This window comes from Pseudomonas sp. Marseille-Q5299, assembly GCF_943737035.1.
GTDB lineage: Bacteria > Pseudomonadota > Gammaproteobacteria > Pseudomonadales > Pseudomonadaceae > Aquipseudomonas > Aquipseudomonas putida_E.
This window is the reverse complement of the sequence record NZ_CALSFR010000002.1, coordinates 644,480-661,755: the sequence shown is the minus strand read 5'-3', so window position 1 is coordinate 661,755 and position 17,276 is coordinate 644,480. Positions and strand designations below refer to the sequence as shown.

At 61.6% G+C, this 17,276-nt stretch carries 15 protein-coding genes and 1 pseudogene; 6 read left to right on the top strand and 10 right to left on the bottom strand.

Features of this window, described 5'->3' with window-relative positions; all coding sequences use genetic code 11:
- Nucleotides 1-66 precede the first annotated feature (66 nt).
- The gene (locus NGJ21_RS07455; protein ID WP_016488901.1) at nucleotides 67-1,590 is read right to left on the bottom strand and encodes a fumarate hydratase; all 1,524 of its coding nucleotides are present in this window, start codon (nucleotides 1,588-1,590) and stop codon (nucleotides 67-69) included.
- A gap of 249 nt (nucleotides 1,591-1,839) precedes the next feature.
- On the opposite strand from NGJ21_RS07455, the gene NGJ21_RS07450 reads away from it, so the two are divergent.
- Nucleotides 1,840-2,760 carry an iron-sulfur-binding ferredoxin reductase gene (locus NGJ21_RS07450; protein WP_251962016.1) on the top strand — a complete coding sequence of 307 codons (921 nt, stop codon included), beginning with the start codon at nucleotides 1,840-1,842 and terminating at the stop codon, nucleotides 2,758-2,760.
- 54 nt (nucleotides 2,761-2,814) lie between these two features.
- Here NGJ21_RS07450 and pyk read toward each other — a convergent pair whose 3' ends face one another.
- Nucleotides 2,815-4,269 (bottom strand): pyruvate kinase, encoded by a 1,455-nt coding sequence (gene pyk / locus NGJ21_RS07445; RefSeq protein ID WP_012312923.1) that lies wholly within the window; start codon nucleotides 4,267-4,269, stop codon nucleotides 2,815-2,817.
- Between the two features lie 178 nt (nucleotides 4,270-4,447).
- Between pyk and NGJ21_RS07440 the strand changes: the two genes are divergently transcribed.
- The 3 genes from NGJ21_RS07440 (at nucleotide 4,448) to sbcB (ending at nucleotide 6,800) form a co-directional block, all read left to right on the top strand.
- Complete coding sequence (locus NGJ21_RS07440) at nucleotides 4,448-4,834, top strand: hypothetical protein (protein ID WP_046784899.1); 387 nt, start codon at nucleotides 4,448-4,450, stop codon at nucleotides 4,832-4,834.
- 123 nt (nucleotides 4,835-4,957) lie between these two features.
- Nucleotides 4,958-5,317 carry a PilZ domain-containing protein gene (locus NGJ21_RS07435; RefSeq protein WP_046784962.1) on the top strand — a complete coding sequence of 120 codons (360 nt, stop codon included), beginning with the start codon at nucleotides 4,958-4,960 and terminating at the stop codon, nucleotides 5,315-5,317.
- Between the two features lie 46 nt (nucleotides 5,318-5,363).
- On the top strand, nucleotides 5,364-6,800 hold the full coding sequence (gene sbcB / locus NGJ21_RS07430) for an exodeoxyribonuclease I (RefSeq protein WP_251961980.1): 1,437 nt from the start codon (nucleotides 5,364-5,366) through the stop codon (nucleotides 6,798-6,800).
- An 80-nt stretch (nucleotides 6,801-6,880) separates the two neighbouring features.
- Here the strand turns inward: sbcB and mvaT are convergent, their stop codons facing one another.
- On the bottom strand, nucleotides 6,881-7,258 hold the full coding sequence (gene mvaT / locus NGJ21_RS07425) for a histone-like nucleoid-structuring protein MvaT (RefSeq protein WP_012312927.1): 378 nt from the start codon (nucleotides 7,256-7,258) through the stop codon (nucleotides 6,881-6,883).
- A gap of 297 nt (nucleotides 7,259-7,555) precedes the next feature.
- On the opposite strand from mvaT, the gene purU reads away from it, so the two are divergent.
- The gene (gene purU / locus NGJ21_RS07420; RefSeq protein WP_012312928.1) at nucleotides 7,556-8,407 is read left to right on the top strand and encodes a formyltetrahydrofolate deformylase; all 852 of its coding nucleotides are present in this window, start codon (nucleotides 7,556-7,558) and stop codon (nucleotides 8,405-8,407) included.
- 188 nt (nucleotides 8,408-8,595) lie between these two features.
- Here the strand turns inward: purU and gpgF are convergent, their stop codons facing one another.
- The 5 genes and pseudogenes from gpgF to NGJ21_RS26035 form a co-directional block, all read right to left on the bottom strand.
- Nucleotides 8,596-9,588 carry a glucosaminyl phosphatidylglycerol flippase gene (gene gpgF / locus NGJ21_RS07410; RefSeq protein ID WP_046784901.1) on the bottom strand — a complete coding sequence of 331 codons (993 nt, stop codon included), beginning with the start codon at nucleotides 9,586-9,588 and terminating at the stop codon, nucleotides 8,596-8,598.
- Nucleotides 9,585-10,349, bottom strand: coding sequence for an N-acetylglucosaminyl phosphatidylglycerol deacetylase (gpgD, locus tag NGJ21_RS07405; RefSeq protein ID WP_251961979.1), 765 nt, complete (start codon nucleotides 10,347-10,349; stop codon nucleotides 9,585-9,587). The genes gpgF and gpgD overlap by 4 nt, the downstream gene beginning before the upstream one ends.
- The gene (gpgS, locus tag NGJ21_RS07400; RefSeq protein WP_046784903.1) at nucleotides 10,342-11,463 is read right to left on the bottom strand and encodes an N-acetylglucosaminyl phosphatidylglycerol synthase; all 1,122 of its coding nucleotides are present in this window, start codon (nucleotides 11,461-11,463) and stop codon (nucleotides 10,342-10,344) included. The genes gpgD and gpgS overlap by 8 nt, the downstream gene beginning before the upstream one ends.
- Nucleotides 11,464-11,634: 171 nt before the next feature.
- Nucleotides 11,635-12,399 carry a methyl-accepting chemotaxis protein gene (locus NGJ21_RS26040; RefSeq protein WP_371316836.1) on the bottom strand — a complete coding sequence of 255 codons (765 nt, stop codon included), beginning with the start codon at nucleotides 12,397-12,399 and terminating at the stop codon, nucleotides 11,635-11,637.
- Nucleotides 12,400-12,492: 93 nt separating this feature from the next.
- Nucleotides 12,493-13,509, bottom strand: a pseudogene (locus tag NGJ21_RS26035) (HAMP domain-containing protein); the annotation flags it as partial.
- A 165-nt stretch (nucleotides 13,510-13,674) separates the two neighbouring features.
- Here NGJ21_RS26035 and NGJ21_RS07390 point away from each other — a divergent pair.
- Nucleotides 13,675-15,150: a helicase HerA-like domain-containing protein gene (locus tag NGJ21_RS07390; RefSeq protein ID WP_196997549.1), complete on the top strand. Its 1,476-nt coding sequence runs from the start codon at nucleotides 13,675-13,677 to the stop codon at nucleotides 15,148-15,150.
- 104 nt (nucleotides 15,151-15,254) lie between these two features.
- On the opposite strand, the gene NGJ21_RS07385 is transcribed toward NGJ21_RS07390, so the two are convergent.
- Both NGJ21_RS07385 and NGJ21_RS07380 read right to left on the bottom strand, forming a co-directional pair.
- The gene (locus NGJ21_RS07385; protein ID WP_012312934.1) at nucleotides 15,255-16,727 is read right to left on the bottom strand and encodes an inorganic phosphate transporter; all 1,473 of its coding nucleotides are present in this window, start codon (nucleotides 16,725-16,727) and stop codon (nucleotides 15,255-15,257) included.
- A 317-nt stretch (nucleotides 16,728-17,044) separates the two neighbouring features.
- Nucleotides 17,045-17,245 carry a hypothetical protein gene (locus NGJ21_RS07380; RefSeq protein ID WP_012312935.1) on the bottom strand — a complete coding sequence of 67 codons (201 nt, stop codon included), beginning with the start codon at nucleotides 17,243-17,245 and terminating at the stop codon, nucleotides 17,045-17,047.
- Nucleotides 17,246-17,276: the final 31 nt, after the last annotated feature.

Below are 17,276 nucleotides of genomic sequence, written 5' to 3'. Positions count from 1 at the left end.
GGCGGGCTGCCAGTGAACCATAGGGGTGCATGAACGATTGGGGCTGCAAAGCAGCCCCGATACCGCTTACTTGACTTCTACCGCCAGGCTTTCGGCGATCTTGCTCTGCCACAGCGCAGGGCCGGTGATGTGCACCGACTCACCGTTGCTGTCCACCGCGACGGTGACTGGCATGTCTTTGACTTCGAACTCGTAGATCGCTTCCATGCCCAGTTCGGCGAAGGCCAGAACCTTGGACTTGCGAATCGCCTGGGCCACCAGGTAGGCAGCGCCGCCGACGGCCATCAGGTAAACGGCCTTGTTGTCCTTGATCGCTTCGATGGCGGTCGGGCCACGCTCGGACTTGCCGATCATGCCCAGCAGGCCGGTCTGTTCAAGGATCTGGCGGGTGAACTTGTCCATCCGGGTGGCGGTGGTCGGGCCAGCCGGGCCTACCACTTCGTCACCGACCGGGTCGACCGGGCCGACGTAGTAGATGAAGCGGCCTTTGAGGTCAACCGGCAGCGCTTCGCCACGGTTGAGCATCTCGACCATGCGCTTGTGCGCGGCATCGCGGCCGGTGAGCATCTTGCCGTTGAGCAGGATGGTCTCGCCCGGCTTCCAGCTGGCCACTTCTTCCGGGGTGATGTCGTCGAGGTTGACGCGGCGGGCGCTCGGGCCGGCTTCCCAGACGATTTCCGGGTAGGCGTCCAGCGACGGGGCTTCAAGCTCGGCCGGGCCGGAGCCGTCGAGCACGAAATGCGCGTGACGGGTGGCGGCGCAGTTGGGGATCATGCACACCGGCAGGGATGCGGCGTGGGTCGGGTAGTCCATGATCTTGACATCGAGCACGGTGGTCAGGCCACCCAGGCCCTGGGCGCCGATGCCCAGCTGGTTGACCTTCTCGAACAGCTCCAGGCGGATCTCTTCGAGGCGGTTCTGCGGGCCACGGGCTTTGAGTTCATGGATGTCGATGGACTCCATCAACACTTCCTTGGCCATGACTGCGGCTTTTTCGGCGGTACCGCCGATGCCGATACCGAGCATGCCAGGCGGGCACCAGCCGGCACCCATGGTCGGGACGGTCTTCAGGACCCAGTCGACGATCGAGTCGGACGGGTTGAGCATGGCCATCTTCGACTTGTTTTCCGAGCCGCCGCCTTTGGCTGCCACATCGACTTCGACCTTGTCGCCAGGGACGATCGAGTAGTGGATGACGGCTGGAGTGTTGTCCTTGGTGTTCTTGCGGGCACCGGCCGGGTCGGCCAGGATCGAAGCGCGCAGAACGTTTTCAGGCAGGTTGTAGGCGCGACGCACACCTTCGTTGATCATGTCGTCGACGCTCAGGGTGGCGCCGTCCCAGCGCACGTCCATGCCGACGCGCACGAATACGGTGACGATACCGGTATCCTGGCAGATCGGGCGGTGGCCGGTGGCGCACATGCGCGAGTTGATCAGGATCTGGGCGATGGAGTCGCGCGCGGCAGGCGACTCTTCACGCAGGTAGGCCTCGTGCATCGCCTGGATGAAATCGACGGGGTGGTAGTACGAAATGAATTGCAGGGCGTCGGCGACGCTCTGAATCAGGTCGTCTTGCTTGATCACGGTCATGCAGCGCGCTCCTCTTAAAGACGGGAACATTCGTAAAGGCCTTCCGACACTGCACACCTGCGTGTCGAAACGCCTGGCAAGGCGTCGACAGGTCAGGCCGACGCAAAAAGGCGCGGCAGTATAGCGCGCCTGTGCCTGCGAAACACCTGCGTGTGGTCTGGACCATGGTCTGCAGGCGACGGGCATCCTTTTTGCTGCCGATGCCGGCTTGCCTTAGAGTGGCGATGTATAGCCGGAGAAGTGATGACCATGCCTGAACTCTGTGTCGGCGAGCGCCGCTGGACGGTGCCCACCGGCAGCAATCTGCTCGATGCCCTGAACGACGCGGGGCTGAATGTGCCTTACAGCTGCCGTGCAGGTAGCTGTCACGCCTGCCTGGTGCATTGCCTGGACGGGCAACCCGCCGATGCACGGCCCGAGGCCCTGGCGCTGGAAAAACACGCACAGGGCTGGCGGTTGGCATGCCAGTGCCGGGTGATTGACGACCTGCGCGTAGCGGTGTTCGACCCCCTGCAGGACGGCATCTCTGCACAGGTCTGTGCGCTGGACTGGTTCGGTGATGTGCTGCGCTTGCGCCTGCGGCCGGAGCGGGCATTGCGTTATCAGGCCGGTCAGCATGTGGTGCTGTGGAACGGTGCGGTGGCCCGGCCCTATTCATTGGCAAGCCTGCCGGGCGAAGATGACTTCCTTGAGTTCCATATCGACTGCCAGCGCCCGGGCGCCTTTTGCGACAAGGCCCGTGGTTTGCAAGTTGGCGATACGCTGCGCCTGGGGGAACTGCGCGGTGGGGCGCTGCATTACGACCTGGACTGGCAGGGGCGGGCGCTATGGTTGCTGGCAGCAGGTACCGGGCTTGCGCCATTGTGGGGCATCTTGCGCGAGGCGGTGCGGCAGGGGCATCGGGGGGAGATCAGGGTGATGCATGTGGCGCATGATGACGCCGGGCATTACCTGGCTGAGCCGTTGATGCAGATCGAAGGCGTGATTGTCGAGCGGGTACTGGCGGATCAGCTGGATGCAGCGCTGGCGACATTGCGGCCATCATCGCGGCAGACTATCGCGTTGGTGTGTGGCTCGCCGGGAAGTGTAGAGCGTTTCGCGCGGCGGCTGTTCATTGCGGGGGTACCGAGGAATCAGGTATTTGCCGATGTGTTCGTCGAGCATGCCTGAAGACGGTGTGCAGTGATTGAACCGGCGCCGCAGAGCGGCGCCGGTTGAGGCAGATCAGCCGACCAGCGGATCACCGACATGCAGGATCTTCATGCCGTTGGTACCACCGATGGTGTGGTAGCTGTCGCCCTTGGTCAGGATCACCCAGTCGCCTTGCTCCACCAGGCCACGCTTGAGCAGTTCGTCGACTGCCGCCTGGCTGACCTTGTCGGCCGGCAGCGAAGCCGGGTCGAACGCGATCGGATAGACGCCGCGGAACATCGACGCGCGTGCCTGGGTAGCGCGGTGCGGCGACAGTGCGTAGATCGGTACGTGCGAGCGCAGGCGCGACATGATCAGCGGGGTGTAGCCACTTTCGGTGAGGGCGATGATCGCCTTGACGCCGGGGAAGTGGTTGGCAGTGTACATCGCCGCCAGGGCGATGCTCTCGTCGCAGCGCTCGAAGGTGGTGTGCAGACGGTGGCTGGACTTCTGGCTGGTCGGGTGCTTTTCAGCGCCCAGGCAGATGCGCGCCATGGCCTGTACCGCTTCGATCGGGTAGGAACCGGCGGCGCTTTCGGCCGACAGCATCACCGCATCGGTGTTGTCCAGCACGGCGTTGGCCACGTCGGACACTTCGGCGCGGGTCGGCATCGGGTTCTGGATCATCGACTCCATCATCTGGGTCGCCACGATCACCGCCTTGTTGTTGCGGCGTGCGTGCTGGATGATCTTCTTTTGGATGGCGATCAGCTCGGCGTCGCCGATTTCCACGCCCAGGTCGCCACGGGCAACCATCACGGCATCGGAGGCGGCGATCAGCTTGTCGAGGGTTTCGTCGTCGGCAACGGCTTCGGCACGCTCGATCTTGGCCACCAGCCAGGCGCTGCCGCCGGACTCGTCGCGCAGCTTGCGGGCATATTCCATGTCGCTGGCGTCACGCGGGAAGGACACGGCCAGGTAGTCCAGGTCCATTTCCGCGGCCAGCTTGATGTCGGCCTTGTCTTTTTCGGTCAGGGCCGGCGCGGTCAGGCCGCCACCTTTGCGGTTGATGCCTTTGTGGTCCGACAGGGGGCCACCGATGATCACCACGCAGTGCAGTGCATCCGCGGTAGCGGTCTCGACGCGCATGACCACACGGCCGTCGTCGAGCAGCAGTTCGTCACCAACGCCGCAGTCCTTGACCAGGTCGGGATAGTCGATACCGACGATGTCCTGGTTGCCTTCGGTCAGCGGGTGGGCGGTGGAGAAGGTGAACTTGTCACCGATCTTCAGTTCGATGCGCTTGTTGCTGAACTTGGCGATGCGGATCTTCGGACCCTGCAGGTCGCCCAGCAATGCGACATGGCGGCCGTTCTTGGCAGCGATTTCACGGATCAGGCGGGCGCGCGCCTTGTGCTCGTCCGGGGTGCCGTGGGAAAAGTTCAGGCGTGCCACGTCCAGGCCGGCGAGGATCAGTTGTTCGATCACTTGCGGCGAATTGCTGGCGGGGCCGAGGGTGGCGACGATTTTGGTACGGCGGATGGTCATGCACAGACTCCTATAGTGAAGCGCAGCGAAAGGCTACTCCTGAATCGCCCTGTAGTCATTGTTCCGTTGCACTACCTGCAGGCGGGTACGATAGGGCAGCTGCAAGCTGCAAGTTGCAAGTTGCAAGCTGAAGAAATATACCGGCACGCCGATATACTCTTTATTAAAGGAGATCCCCATGCGAGCCCTGATCGTTTTTGCCCTGGCGGCCAGCGCCGTCGGCTGTACCCGCTGGTCCATGGACCACCATCTGAACAACGCCTATCGTGCGTACGACCGAGGCGATTGCCAGCGGGTCATGCTCGAGCTGTCGCAGGTCGACCGTACCAGCCGCGCGCGGCCGTTCATCCATCCGGAAGTGTCGTTGCTGCGGGGTCAGTGCCTGGAGCGCCAGAAGCTTTTCGTGGACGCAGCACAAACCTACGAATACCTGATCCAGCAGTATCCGCGCAACGAGTACGCCTACCGGGCCAAGGCGCGACTGCAGACTCTGGAGAAGCTGGGCCACTACCGCGCTGGCGAGGGTGCGATGGCCAGCCCGGTGAATACCTCTCCTTGGCGTTAACACCAAGGTATCGTTTATTTCACGGGATTTGCCGCGTGCGCTGCGTTAACCTGTAACTCACTTGTTACAACAACCGCCAGTACCTCGTATTCCTGGCATCGGGTACGGACTGCAATTGTGACCATGTTCAATCAGCGTCATATCGAACGCCATCAGTTACCTTGTGTACTGAGGGTCTTCAACCGCTTTACCGATCAGCCGATCGGGCAGCTGGGCAATGCCTCGGAAGATGGCTTGATGTTGATCAGCCAGTTACCGGTGCTGGTGGGGCCGGATTTCGAGTTGCAGTTGCGCCTGCCGCTGCCCGGTGGTGGCTTTCAGTTCATCAACCTGACCGCCAGTTGCCTGTGGTGCCGTGAGGACCAGACGCCTGGCCATTACGATTCGGGCTTCATGCTGCTGCAGGCACCACGCGAATACGACGAATTCGTGCGCTCGTTGCGCGACTATTTCAGTTTCCACCCGGCCAACGCTTCCGTCTGAGGCCATGTCCGCTAGAATCGGGGCGACCTTTGATCAGGACGTCCCCGTGACCTCTAGCATTTTCTGGCACGACTACGAAACCACCGGTATCAACCCGCGCTGCGACAGGCCGTTGCAGGTGGCCGGAGTGCGCACCGACTTCGAGCTCAATGAGATCGACGAGCCGATCAGTCTTTATTGCCGCCCCAGCGACGATATCCTGCCGCACCCGGCGGCCTGCCTGGTGACGGGTATCACCCCCCAGCAACTGGCCAGCCAAGGCCTGTGCGAAGCCGAGTTCATGACGCGGGTGCACGCGCAACTGGCCCTCCCGGGGACCTGCGGCGCCGGTTACAACACCTTGCGCTTCGACGACGAGGTTACCCGCTACAGCCTGTACCGCAACTTCTTCGACCCCTATGCCCGGGAGTGGCAGGGCGGCAATAGCCGCTGGGACTTGATCGATGTGGTACGCACTGCTTATGCCCTTCGCCCTGAAGGCATCGTCTGGCCGCAACAGCACGGGCGCACCAGCCTGCGTCTTGAACTGCTCAGCAAGGCCAATGGCATCGAGCATGGGCATGCACACGAGGCACTTTCCGACGTGCGGGCCACCATCGCACTGGCGCGTCTGATCCGGCACAAGCAACCCAAGTTGTATGAGTGGCTGTTCCAGTTGCGCAGCAAGCACAAAGTGATGGAGCAAATCCGTCTGCTGCAGCCGTTGGTGCATATATCGGGGCGGTTCTCGGCGGCGCGCAATTATCTGGGGGTGGTCTTGCCTTTGGCCTGGCACCCACGTAATCGCAACGCGCTGATTGTGTGCGACCTGCAACAGGAAACCCTACCCTTATTAAGGGAAAGTGCCGAGGTGCTTCGTGAACGCTTGTACACGCGTCGTGAGGAATTGTCTGACGGACAATTACCCATACCGCTGAAGTTGGTGCAGATCAATCGCTGCCCGGTAGTGGCGCCGCTCTCGGTATTGCGCGCGCCCGATCAGCAACGGCTCGGTATCGATTTGGCGCTCGTGCAATCACGCGCTGAAGAGTTGGCCAATCAACAGAATGCTTGGCAACACAAGCTGGAACACATTTACGGCAAGGACGACTTTGTTCCGAGTGACGATCCGGAACAGCAATTGTATGAAGGGTTTCTCGGCGACCGCGACCGCCGGCTGTGCGAACAAGTAAGAACGCTGGACCCTGCACAGTTGGGGCAAGGCCACTGGATGTTCGATGACCCGCGCATGCCTGAGTTGTTGTTCCGGTATCGGGCGCGCAACTTCCCGGAAACCTTGAATAGCGAAGAGCGGCAACGCTGGTATGGTTTCTGCCAGCAGCGGCTGAGCGATCCGCATTGGGGGGCACCCAACACGCTGGGTGACTTCGAGCAGGCGCGCCAAAGCGCCTGGGCCAACGCGGACGAGGCCGGGCGTCAGGTGCTGGATGCCTGGCAGGCGCATGCCCGACAACTGGCGGAGCAGTTTGCCATCAGTGTTTGAGTGGTTTTATACAAGCAAACAAAAACGCCGGCATCGTGCCGGCGTTTTTGTTTTTAGCAGTACAGCGATCGAGCGGACAATCAGTCCAGCAGGGTCGCCCAGCTTTCAACCACATCGCCACCCCATTTGGCTTTCCACTCTTTCAGGGTTTTGTGGTTGCCGCCTTTGGTTTCGATCACTTCACCATTGTGCGGGTTTTTGTATTGCTTGACCTTGCGCGCACGTTTGGTGGCGGTGGTCTTGACGGCGCCACGTGGCCCTTTGCTCAGTTTCGACTCCGGGTCGAGCAGGGCAATGACGTCGCGCAGCGATTTGGAGTATTCGCCCATCAGGGTGCGCAGTTTGCCTTCGAACTCCAGTTCTTTTTTCAGCTTGTCATCCTGCGACAGGTTGGCCAGGCGGGCCTGAAGTTCCTTGATGGCTTCTTCGGTGGCGCGGTATTCGTTGATCAGGGACATGGAGTGTTCCTTAATGCGTGTTCGGAAATGTGTGGAGCAATAATAGACAGGCGAAACTCTCAAGTAAACCTATTAATCAGTTCCTCAACTGTTTATGTCGCTGTGACAAAATATCTCAAGGTTAAAAAAATATTTACATAAGGCCCGGCAATTCGTCATGTTTCACCCACGCTGTTGCAGCGTGCCGCAGCTTGCGTGTAAGCGAGGAGGCGGGCGGCGGTGTGGTGCAATGATTACTGCGTTTTTCCGGGCGGGCCGCTAGAATGAGCGCCTTTGCGAAGTTCTGGAGTCTTATTCATGCGCACCTATCGTCTGGTGATCGCTTGCCCCGACCGTGTTGGTATCGTGGCGAAAGTCAGTAATTTCCTGGCTTTGTACAATGGCTGGATCAACGAAGCGAGCCACCACTCCGATGAGCAGAGTGGCTGGTTCTTCATGCGCCATGAAATCCGCGCCGAATCGCTGCCATTTGGTATCGAGGCCTTCCGTGAAGCCTTCTCGCCGATCGCCGAAGAGTTTTCCATGGCCTGGCGCATTACTGACTCGGCTCAGAAAAAGCGCGTGGTGCTGATGGCGAGCCGCGAATCCCACTGCCTGGCTGACCTGTTGCACCGCTGGCACACCGATGAACTGGATTGCGAGATCCCCTGCGTGATTTCCAACCACAACGATCTGCGCAGCATGGTCGAGTGGCACGGCATCCCGTTCTTCCATGTACCGGTCGACCCGAAAGACAAGGCGCCTGCGTTTGCTGAAGTGTCGCGCCTGGTTCAGGAACATGCGGCCGATGTGGTGGTGCTGGCGCGTTACATGCAAATCCTGCCACCGCAGTTGTGCCAGGATTACGCCGAAAAAGTCATCAACATCCACCACAGCTTCCTGCCGTCGTTCGTCGGTGCCAAGCCTTACCACCAGGCCGCCCTGCGTGGGGTGAAGCTGATCGGTGCTACTTGCCACTACGTGACTGAAGAGCTGGACGCAGGCCCGATCATCGAGCAGGACGTGGTACGTGTGAGCCATGCCGACAGCATCGAGGACATGGTCCGCTTCGGCCGCGACGTCGAGAAGATGGTGCTTGCCCGTGGCCTGCGCTATCACTTGGAAGACCGCGTGCTGGTGCACGGCAACAAGACTGTCGTGTTCGACTGATACGGGCTTTGGGGCTGCAACGCGGCCCCAGCTATGCAGGGGATGCAACATGACAAGCTCACGCAACAAACCCACCGCATCAGCACCGCCCACCCTTGGTGAAGGCTGCCTTGCCCGCTATGACCCCGATGCCCTGAGCGAACAGGACGGCACCGATTTTCCCGGTGCCGCCGAGCTCTGGCGCCAGCTCAACCCGCCTGACGCCGCCAGCGCTCCAGTAGCGGGCGCGCCAGCAGGCAGACGAACACCGGCCCCCCGGCCAGCAGGTAAAAATAGTAAGTGACCGCACGCCAGATCAGGATCGCTGCGGCAGCGGTGGAGCTGCCCACCAGAGGCGTCAACAGGCTTGCCGATGTCAGCTCGGCGGCCCCGGCTCCGCCCGGCAGCAGGCTGAATTGCCCGGCACTGAGCGAGAGCATCTGCACCAGAAAACTCGGGATCCACGACAACTCCACGCCCAAGCCTTGCAACACCAGGTACAGCACGCTGTAGCGCAGGCTCCAGTGCGCGCAGGTGAGGGTGAACACAAGCACCAACGTGCTTTTGGGAAGCTGCCAGGTCTGCGCCAAGGCATCGATGAAATGCAACAGCTTGCGTGCCCAGCGCCGTTTGCGCGCCGGCGCCATCCCCATGCGCTGCAAAAGCCGCCCGTTGAGGCGCATCACCGTCCGTCGGTAACGTAGCAGCGCCACTATTGCCGCCAGTGCCGAGCACAGCAACAGCGCGCTGCCCAGCAACATGCTCTGCTGGCTGCGGCCAAGGCTGTGGAACAGTGCGTAACCGGCTATTGCCAACATGGCACAGAAGAAGAACAGCAGGTCGTTCAACTGGTCCATGGCAAACACCGCACCGCTGCGTGCCGGGCCGATACGGTCGCGGGCCAGCAGCGCCATGAGTGTCAGCGGCCCACCACTGCCGCCTGGGGTGGTGCAAATGGCGAATTCGGTGGCCATCACCACGCCGAGGCTGCGTACGTGCCCAAGCTTTGCTCCCTGCTGGCCAAGCAGCAGGCGCAGCCGCACGGCATTGATCACCCAGCACAGCAGGATCATGCCCAGCAGGGTCAGCATCAAGCCGGGGTCGAAGGCCTTGAGCCGGGGCAGCAGTTCGCTTCCCCCCAGCAGGGCCGGTATCACCATGGCCGTCACCAAAGCCATGGCCAGCCAGCCCAGACGGTTCATCCGTTTGCCTGGCGCTGTAGCCAGGCCGACTTGGTCAGGGGGGCGCGGCCTTGCATCAGCAGCTTGTCCAGCGTTCGCAGCCAGTAATCTCGTGAGGAGCGGTGGCGCATGTCCACCGGATGCAGCCCAAGGCGCAGGGTTTGCGCGTTGCGCCAGCGCCTGCATTGCCAGTCACAGACCACTCGCGACACGCTGCGGCGCCAGGTGCTGCGGGCACTCCAGACCAGGCCGGGGGCATTGAACGCAGTGAAGTCCGGCAAGCGATACAGGTGCTGTGGTGTGCTGGTGTAGCGCAACGGCAGTTGGCTCAGGGCCTGGCGGGTGCCTTGGCTCATCAGCCAGGCCGGGGCGACGAAGCCTGCGACGGGCCAGTCTTGCCGGGCGAAGACTTCAAGGCCGGCCTCCAGGCGTTGCATGGCCTGCGCCTGGTTCAAGGCATAGAATTCACCTTCATGGGTGTACAGGCGGCGCATGAAGTACTCACGCAGGCTGCTTGGCGATGGCCCATCGTCGGCGTGATACAAGCCATGCAACGCCAGTTCATCGCCACGCGCCAGGCGCCGTTCGAGCAGGCGGCAGAATGCTGGGGAGCCTGCCAGCGGGTTGCGGTGATGGAAGTTCGGCACTACCAGCCAGGTCATGGGCACATGGCCCATTTCGTCGACCGCCTGAACGAAGGGCTGGTAGTCCGGCCAGGTCTCAGGCGCGATATCGTGCAGCACGAGCATCAGGCTGCCCGGCGCGGTGCTGGCCTCAAGCATGGGCGCGTACCTGTGGTTGATGGCCAAGCACCGCTTGATAGTGCTGCAGCAGGCCGGCGACGACATTGTCCCACGAATAATGTTGCTCAACGTGGCTGCGGGCCTGGGCCCCGAGCTTGCGCACGCCGGCTTCGAACACCTCACGCACTGCAGTGGCCATGGCCTGCCCATCGTTTGCCCGGCACAGGCGCCCGCACTGCTCATTGACGATCTCGCCGAAGGCCCCGGCGTGCACGGCCACCACGGGAGTGGCGCTGGCCATTGCTTCAAGGATGACCAGGCCGAAGGTTTCCTGGTCGCCGGCATGCACCAACAGGTCGGCGCTGGCCACCAGCCTGGCGACGTCCTGCGGCGCGCAGAATCGATTGATCACGCTGACGTTGTCAGGGACGTTGGCTGGCATGTTCGAGCCCACCAGCAACAGGTGGTAAGGGCGGCCAAGACGCTGTATGCAATCGAGCAGTACGGGCAGGTTTTTTTCCCGCGAGCCACGGCCAGCGAAGACCAGCAGGCGACTGGTATCGGGTATGCCCAGTTCGGCGCGCAGTTGCGGGTCACGGTGTTGCGGGTTGAACGTGGCCAGATCGACGCCCAGGCGCTGCACATGGACATCGCGCACACCCAGGCGGCGAAGCTTGTCGGCCATCACCTGGCTGGGCGCCAGCACTCGGTCGAAATTGCCGTACAGCTTGCTGACATAGGCTTCTACATTTGGCATGAACCAGTTGCCCATGCGGTTGCTGACCAGCAGCGGCAAGTCGGAGTGATAGAAACCGATCACGGGTACATCCAGCTGACGCCGCGCCTCGAGGGCCGCCCAGGCGGTCAGGTAGGGGTCACCCACCTCGATGAGGTCGGGCTTGAGGCCGCGCAGCACATTGCACCAGGGGGCCAGCCGCACTGGGAAGCGGTAGCCTTTGCCGAAGGGCAGGGGCGGAGCCGGAACTTGATAGATGCCGTCTTCCTGGCGAGCGCTGGCTCCGGGAATCAACAGGCTGTGGCGTACGCCGTCAATGGCGTCGAGACGGTGGTGTTTGGCATCAAGATAAGTGCGTACGCCGCCGCTGGCCGGGGCGTAGAACATGGTGATGTCAGCGATGTGCACGATCAGCATCCCTCCGGGATCGACTTTTGGTCCGTCATCGGGCTGTAACAGGCCGGGGATGACGCGCCTAAGGTTGACCTACCTGAAGGATAGTTTGTTCGGTTGGGTTGGGTGGGAGCTGCAAGCAAGAGGCGGCGCCAAATCCACTTTTACTTGCAGCTTGCAGCTTGCCGCTTGGCGCTAGATGCGGAAGCTGCCTACCAGGTGCTTGAGGCGGGAGGCCTGCTGCTCCAGGTCCGAGCACGCCCGCAGGGTGGCCTGCAGGTTCTCGACCCCTTCCTGGTTGAGCATGTTGATCTCATTGATGTCCATGTTGATCGAGTCGACCACGGCTGTCTGCTCCTCGGTTGCAGTGGCCACCGACTGGTTCATGCCGTCGATTTCACCGATGCGCACGGTGACGCTGTCCAGGCGCTCACCGGCCTGGTTGGCGATCGCCATGCTGTCCTGGCTGTGGCGCTGGCTCTGGCCCATGGTATCGACCGACTCGCGGGCACCGACCTGCAGCTCCTCGATCATCGCCTGTACCTGTTGCGCCGACTCCTGGGTACGGTGCGCCAGGTTGCGTACTTCGTCGGCGACCACGGCAAAACCACGCCCGGCTTCTCCAGCCCGTGCGGCTTCGATGGCGGCGTTCAGCGCCAGCAGGTTGGTCTGTTGGGAAATACTGGTGATCACCTCAAGGATCTGGCCGATGTTCACCGTCTTGCTGTTGAGCGTTTCGATGTGCGCGCTGGAGGTGACGATCAGGTCCGACAGGCGATTCATCGCCTCGATATTGCGCGTCACGACTTGCTGGCCCTCTTCGGCCAACAGGCGTGCAGAGCTTGCATGTTGCGAAGCCTGGGCGGCATTGCCGGCGATTTCCTGGGCGGCGGCACCCAGTTCGTTGATGGCCGCGGCAACGCTGTTGGTGCGGTTGGACTGCTCGTCCGAGTTGGTCATCGACGAGTTGGAGGCGCTGATCACGCGCAGGGCCACTTCGTTGACCTGCTCGGTGGCCGAGGACACCTCGCGGATCGAGCCGTGGATGCGCTCGACGAAGCGGTTGAAGGCGGTGCCGAGGATGCCGAACTCATCATGGTTGTGGATTTTCAGGCGTTTGGTCAGGTCGCCTTCACCTTCGGCGATGTCTTCCATGGCGCGGGTCATGGTGAGCAAGGGTTGCATCAGCACGCGGATCAGCAGGCCCAGCAAGCCAATGATGATCACGACCGCCACCGCCGTGGCGATCACGGCCGACGTACGGAAGTTGCTGAGCATGGCAAAGGCTTTGTCCTTGTCCACCGACAGGCCGATGTACCAGTTGGCCGATGGCAGGCCCTTGATCGGGGTGAAGGTCAGCAGGCGGGTCTGGCCATCGGCCTCGATTTCGGTGAGCTCGCCGGTTAGTTTCGGCGTGTGCTGCGGGAACAGGTCCGACAGCGATTTCATGACCAGTGCCTTGTCCGGGTGCACCAGAATCTTGCCTTGGTCGTTGACCAGGAAGGCATAGCCCATGCCGCCGAAGTTCAGCGAGTTGATGATCTGCACCAGGCCGTCCAGGGCCAGGTCGCCACCGACTACGCCGACACTCGCGGACACTTTGCTGAGGATGCCGATGACCATCTGGTTGGTGGTCATGTCGATGTAGGGCTCGGTGAGGATGGCGCCCGGGGCGCTCATGCCATCCTTGTACCAGGGGCGGGTGCGTGGGTCGTAGCCATCAGGCATCTTCGAGTCGGGTCGCACGCTGAAGCCACCGTCGACCTTGCCCAGGTAGACGGTCAGGAAGCTTGACGTCAGGGCGCTCTGGCCCATCAGCGTTTCTGCGCTGGCAGGTTGCTGGGCGATGTTCTGCGCCAGGTTTTCAACCAGTTTTATACGGCCTTCGAACAGGTTGCGAATGTTGTTCGAAGTGGATGTGCCCATTTCAGCCAGATAATTCTCCAGGTTTTCACGGATGGCATTACGCTGGAGATAGTCGTTGTAGAGGGTGAACAGGCTGAAGGCGAGTATCACGATCAGTGATGCGGCCAAAAGAATCTTGTGGCTGAAACGAAGGCTTTTGTTCATGGCGTGATCGGTTCCGCTAAGGTTTTTATCGGGCGTTCGCACGAGTACCGCTTAAAACAGTGCAACATCCCGAAAGTCCTTTCAGGGGTGTTCTGTCTTCAAAGGCGAATATCATCCAGAGCTATCGGCTGGTGGGTGGGCAAGCTTGAGCAGAGGATTAAAAAGATGTCGGAAACTTCGACCATAGTTGTAGGCGCTGGCCCGGATGGCCAGCCTGTGACTCAAGCCATGCGCCTGGCTAACCGCCATGGCCTGGTTGCCGGTGCCACCGGTACCGGCAAGACCGTGACCTTGCAACACCTGGCGGAGGTGTTCAGTGATGCTGGTGTGGCAGTGTTCGCCGCCGATGTCAAAGGTGACCTGTGCGGTGTCGGTGCGGCGGGTGCGCCCCAGGGCAAGGTGGCCGAGCGCATTGCCGGCATGCCTTGGCTGGGTTACAAGGCGCAGGCCTACCCGCTGAGCCTGTGGGATATCGCCGGGCAGTCCGGCCACCCGCTGCGCACCACCCTCAGTGAGATGGGGCCGCTGTTGCTCGGCAATCTGCTTGAGCTGACCGACAGCCAGCAGGCTGCGTTGTATGCCGCATTCAAGGTGGCTGACCGTGACGGGTTGCTGCTGCTCGACCTCAAGGACCTCAAGGCGCTGCTGGCCCACCTTAAAGACAATCCCCAGTTGCTGGGCGAAGACAGTGCGCTGATGACCACGGCCTCGACCCAGGCATTGTTGCGGCGTTTGGCAACGCTGGAGCAACAGGGTGCCGAGGCGCTGTTCGGTGAGCCGGCATTGCAACTTGAGGACCTATTGCGCACGGACGCTGATGGTCGTGGGCGAATTCATCTGCTCGATGCCAGCCGGTTGGTGCATGAGGCCCCGAAGGTATACGCCACCTTCCTGCTGTGGCTGCTGGCCGAGCTGTTCGAGCAATTGCCGGAGCGAGGCGACGCCGACAAGCCGGTGCTTGCGCTGTTTTTCGACGAAGCGCACCTACTGTTCAACGGTACCCCGAAAGCTCTGCAGGATCGCTTGGAACAGGTGGTTCGGCTCATTCGCTCCAAGGGCGTGGGGGTATTCTTTGTCACCCAGTCGCCGGGCGATCTGCCCGACAGCGTTCTGGCCCAATTGGGGTTGCGCATACAGCATGGGCTAAGGGCCTTTACCGCCAAAGAGCAAAAATCGCTGCGGGCCGTGGCAGACGGCTTTCGCCCGAACCCGGCATTCGACACTCTGGCAGTGCTGACCGAGCTGGGGATTGGCGAGGCTCTGGTGGGTACGCTTGAAGAAAGGGGTACGCCGGCGATGGTTCAGCGGGTGTTGATTGCGCCGCCGCAATCGCGAATCGGGCCGTTGGGTGTGGCCGAGCGTAGTGCGCTGATAACAGGGTCACCGTTGGCGGGGCGCTATGACAAGCCTATTGACCGGGAGTCGGCGTACGAAATGCTGGCCCGGCGCAAAGGCGAGCCGGTAGAGCCCGTGCCGGCGCCCAAGGCGGATGATGACAGCCTGGTCGACAAGGCCGGGGATTTCTTGCAGAGCGCGGCGGGGCAGGCGATCAAGTCGGCGGTGCGTCAGGCGGCCAACCAGTTGGGGCGCCAGCTGGTGCGGGGGTTGATGGGGTCATTGCTCGGGGGCAAGAAGCGTTAGCATTCACAGGGACCGCGCAGCTCTTGAGGGCTGCGCTGTACCTGTGGGAGCCGGCTTGCCGGCGATGGGCCGCAAAGCGGCCCTTTTCACTGCACTGTTATGGCTCAGCCGATAGCCTTGGATGCCAGCCAGAACAAGCCAGCCGCCAGGCCCATCGTCGCCGGCAGGGTCAATACCCAGGCCAGCAGGATGGTTTTCACTGTGCCGCCTTGCAGGCCGCTCTTGTTGGCAACCATGGTGCCGGCCACGCCGGACGACAACACGTGGGTAGTCGAAACCGGCAGGGCGAACACGTTGGCCATGCCAATGGCGCATGCTGCGGTGATCTGGGCCGACATGCCCTGGGCATAGGTCATGCCCTGTTTGCCGATCTTCTCGCCTACGGTCAGTACCACGCGTTTCCAGCCAACCATGGTGCCCAGGCCCAGAGCCAGGGCGACGGCAACGATTACCCAGAACGGGGCATATTCGGTGGTGGCGGTGAGGTCCTTGCGCAATTTGTCGAGGTCGGCCTTTTCACGCGCATCCAGCCCCGGCAGCTTGCCGACCTTCTTCGCCGTGTCATCCAGGCACAGCAGATAGCGGCGCACTTCCACGCGCTTGTCGGCTTCCAGGGCACGGTAATCGGTCACGCCCTGCAGCGAGGATTGCAGTGCGGCGATGGTGGGTTCGGTCTGCTGCGGGTTGCAACTGAACTGCTCCGGCAGGTCGCTGGCTTGCGCCTTGCCCAGTGCCAGGAACTCGCCCAGGGTGGCGGCGTTGCGCTGGTAGAACTGGCTCAGGTGCATCGTCGCGTCGCGGGTGCGCTCGATCTGGTAGGTGGTGCTGTTCAGGTCGAGCACGAACTTGGCCGGAACAATGCCGATCAGTACCAGCATGATCAGGCCGATGCCTTTCTGGCCATCGTTGGAGCCGTGTACGAAGCTCACGCCCATTGCCGAAATCACCAGCACCAGGCGGTTCCAGAAGGGGGGATGCTTCTTGTCGTCGAGCTTGCGGCGCTGCTCTGGCGTCTTGTGCATCTTCGACAGCGGGCGCCACCATTTCAGGCCGAGCAGCAACAGCGCAGCCACAGCAAAGCCGGCCATGGGCGAAATGACCAGGGACATGGCGATGTCGATCGCCTTCTGCCAGTTGACGCCGTCACCCAAGGGAATGTCGCTGATCAGGGCATTGGCCAGGCCCACGCCAAGGATCGAACCGATCAAGGTGTGCGAGCTCGAGGCCGGGATGCCGAAATACCAGGTACCCAGGTTCCAGGTGATGGCCGCAGCCAGCAACGAGAAGACCATGGCCAGGCCATGCCCGGTGTTCACATTGATCAGCAGCTCGACCGGCAGCAGGTGAACGATGGCGTAAGCCACCCCGACACCGCCCAGCAGAACGCCAAGGAAGTTGAACACCCCGGAGAAGAACACGGCCAGGTGTGGTGGCATGGCTTTGGTATAGATGACGGTGGCTACCGCGTTGGCGGTGTCATGAAAGCCATTGATGAACTCGAATGCGAGCACGAAGGTCAGGGCGAGCAGCAGGCTCACCAATACCCAGGCATCCAGTCCGCTGAATAAATCGATCATGAAGGTTGTCTGGCGGTCATTTGGGGGGCGGGATTATGCCAGAAAACCTTGGCAATCGATGCACCCGCAGCTGACCGATGGCAGTCTTTTGATCGACTTCCAAACGTTGTCGTCCACGGAGTAATGCGTAGAAGGTTTCGCTAAAAATCACAAAAAACGCCGAATTTCGCCGTATTCCTGTAAACGGGAATGGCCATTCATGATTCAAACGACTGTATGAAATTTGTGTAATTCCATTTCATACTCGGCCTGTCGGTAACGATCGGTCCCGCGAGCGCCGCCCTCGACCGCCAGTGCAATTGCCCGCGGCAAACGGCTCAGGTGTCTTCGTTGCGCAACTCTTTCTCCATCTTTTCCAGTTCCTGGTTGAAGGCCTGATCCTGGACCGTGGCCCGTTTGCGCCAAGGTTTGCGCTCCGGTTCCGGTTGAGCGGCGTAAGTGGTGACTTCACCACCGTAAACTTCCTTGTAACGTTCAGCCTGGCGCTCCAGTTCCGCGCGCAGTTCATCTTTCGTCACAGTAGTACCTGAATGTAAAAAGTGGCCGTTA

Excerpts from the sequence above, each read along its gene's own strand:
- NGJ21_RS07455 (WP_016488901.1), bottom strand. The coding sequence starts at position 1,590 with ATGACCGTGATCAAGCAAGACGACCTGATTCAGAGCGTCGCCGACGCC.
- NGJ21_RS07450 (WP_251962016.1), top strand. The coding sequence starts at position 1,840 with ATGCCTGAACTCTGTGTCGGCGAGCGCCGCTGGACGGTGCCCACCGGC.
- pyk (WP_012312923.1), bottom strand. The coding sequence starts at position 4,269 with ATGACCATCCGCCGTACCAAAATCGTCGCCACCCTCGGCCCCGCCAGC.
- NGJ21_RS07440 (WP_046784899.1), top strand. The coding sequence starts at position 4,448 with ATGCGAGCCCTGATCGTTTTTGCCCTGGCGGCCAGCGCCGTCGGCTGT.
- NGJ21_RS07435 (WP_046784962.1), top strand. The coding sequence starts at position 4,958 with ATGTTCAATCAGCGTCATATCGAACGCCATCAGTTACCTTGTGTACTG.
- mvaT (WP_012312927.1), bottom strand. The coding sequence starts at position 7,258 with ATGTCCCTGATCAACGAATACCGCGCCACCGAAGAAGCCATCAAGGAA.
- purU (WP_012312928.1), top strand. The coding sequence starts at position 7,556 with ATGCGCACCTATCGTCTGGTGATCGCTTGCCCCGACCGTGTTGGTATC.
- gpgF (WP_046784901.1), bottom strand. The coding sequence starts at position 9,588 with ATGAACCGTCTGGGCTGGCTGGCCATGGCTTTGGTGACGGCCATGGTG.
- gpgD (WP_251961979.1), bottom strand. The coding sequence starts at position 10,349 with ATGCTTGAGGCCAGCACCGCGCCGGGCAGCCTGATGCTCGTGCTGCAC.
- gpgS (WP_046784903.1), bottom strand. The coding sequence starts at position 11,463 with ATGCTGATCGTGCACATCGCTGACATCACCATGTTCTACGCCCCGGCC.
- NGJ21_RS26040 (WP_371316836.1), bottom strand. The coding sequence starts at position 12,399 with ATGACCAACTCGGACGAGCAGTCCAACCGCACCAACAGCGTTGCCGCG.
- NGJ21_RS07390 (WP_196997549.1), top strand. The coding sequence starts at position 13,675 with ATGTCGGAAACTTCGACCATAGTTGTAGGCGCTGGCCCGGATGGCCAG.
- NGJ21_RS07385 (WP_012312934.1), bottom strand. The coding sequence starts at position 16,727 with ATGATCGATTTATTCAGCGGACTGGATGCCTGGGTATTGGTGAGCCTG.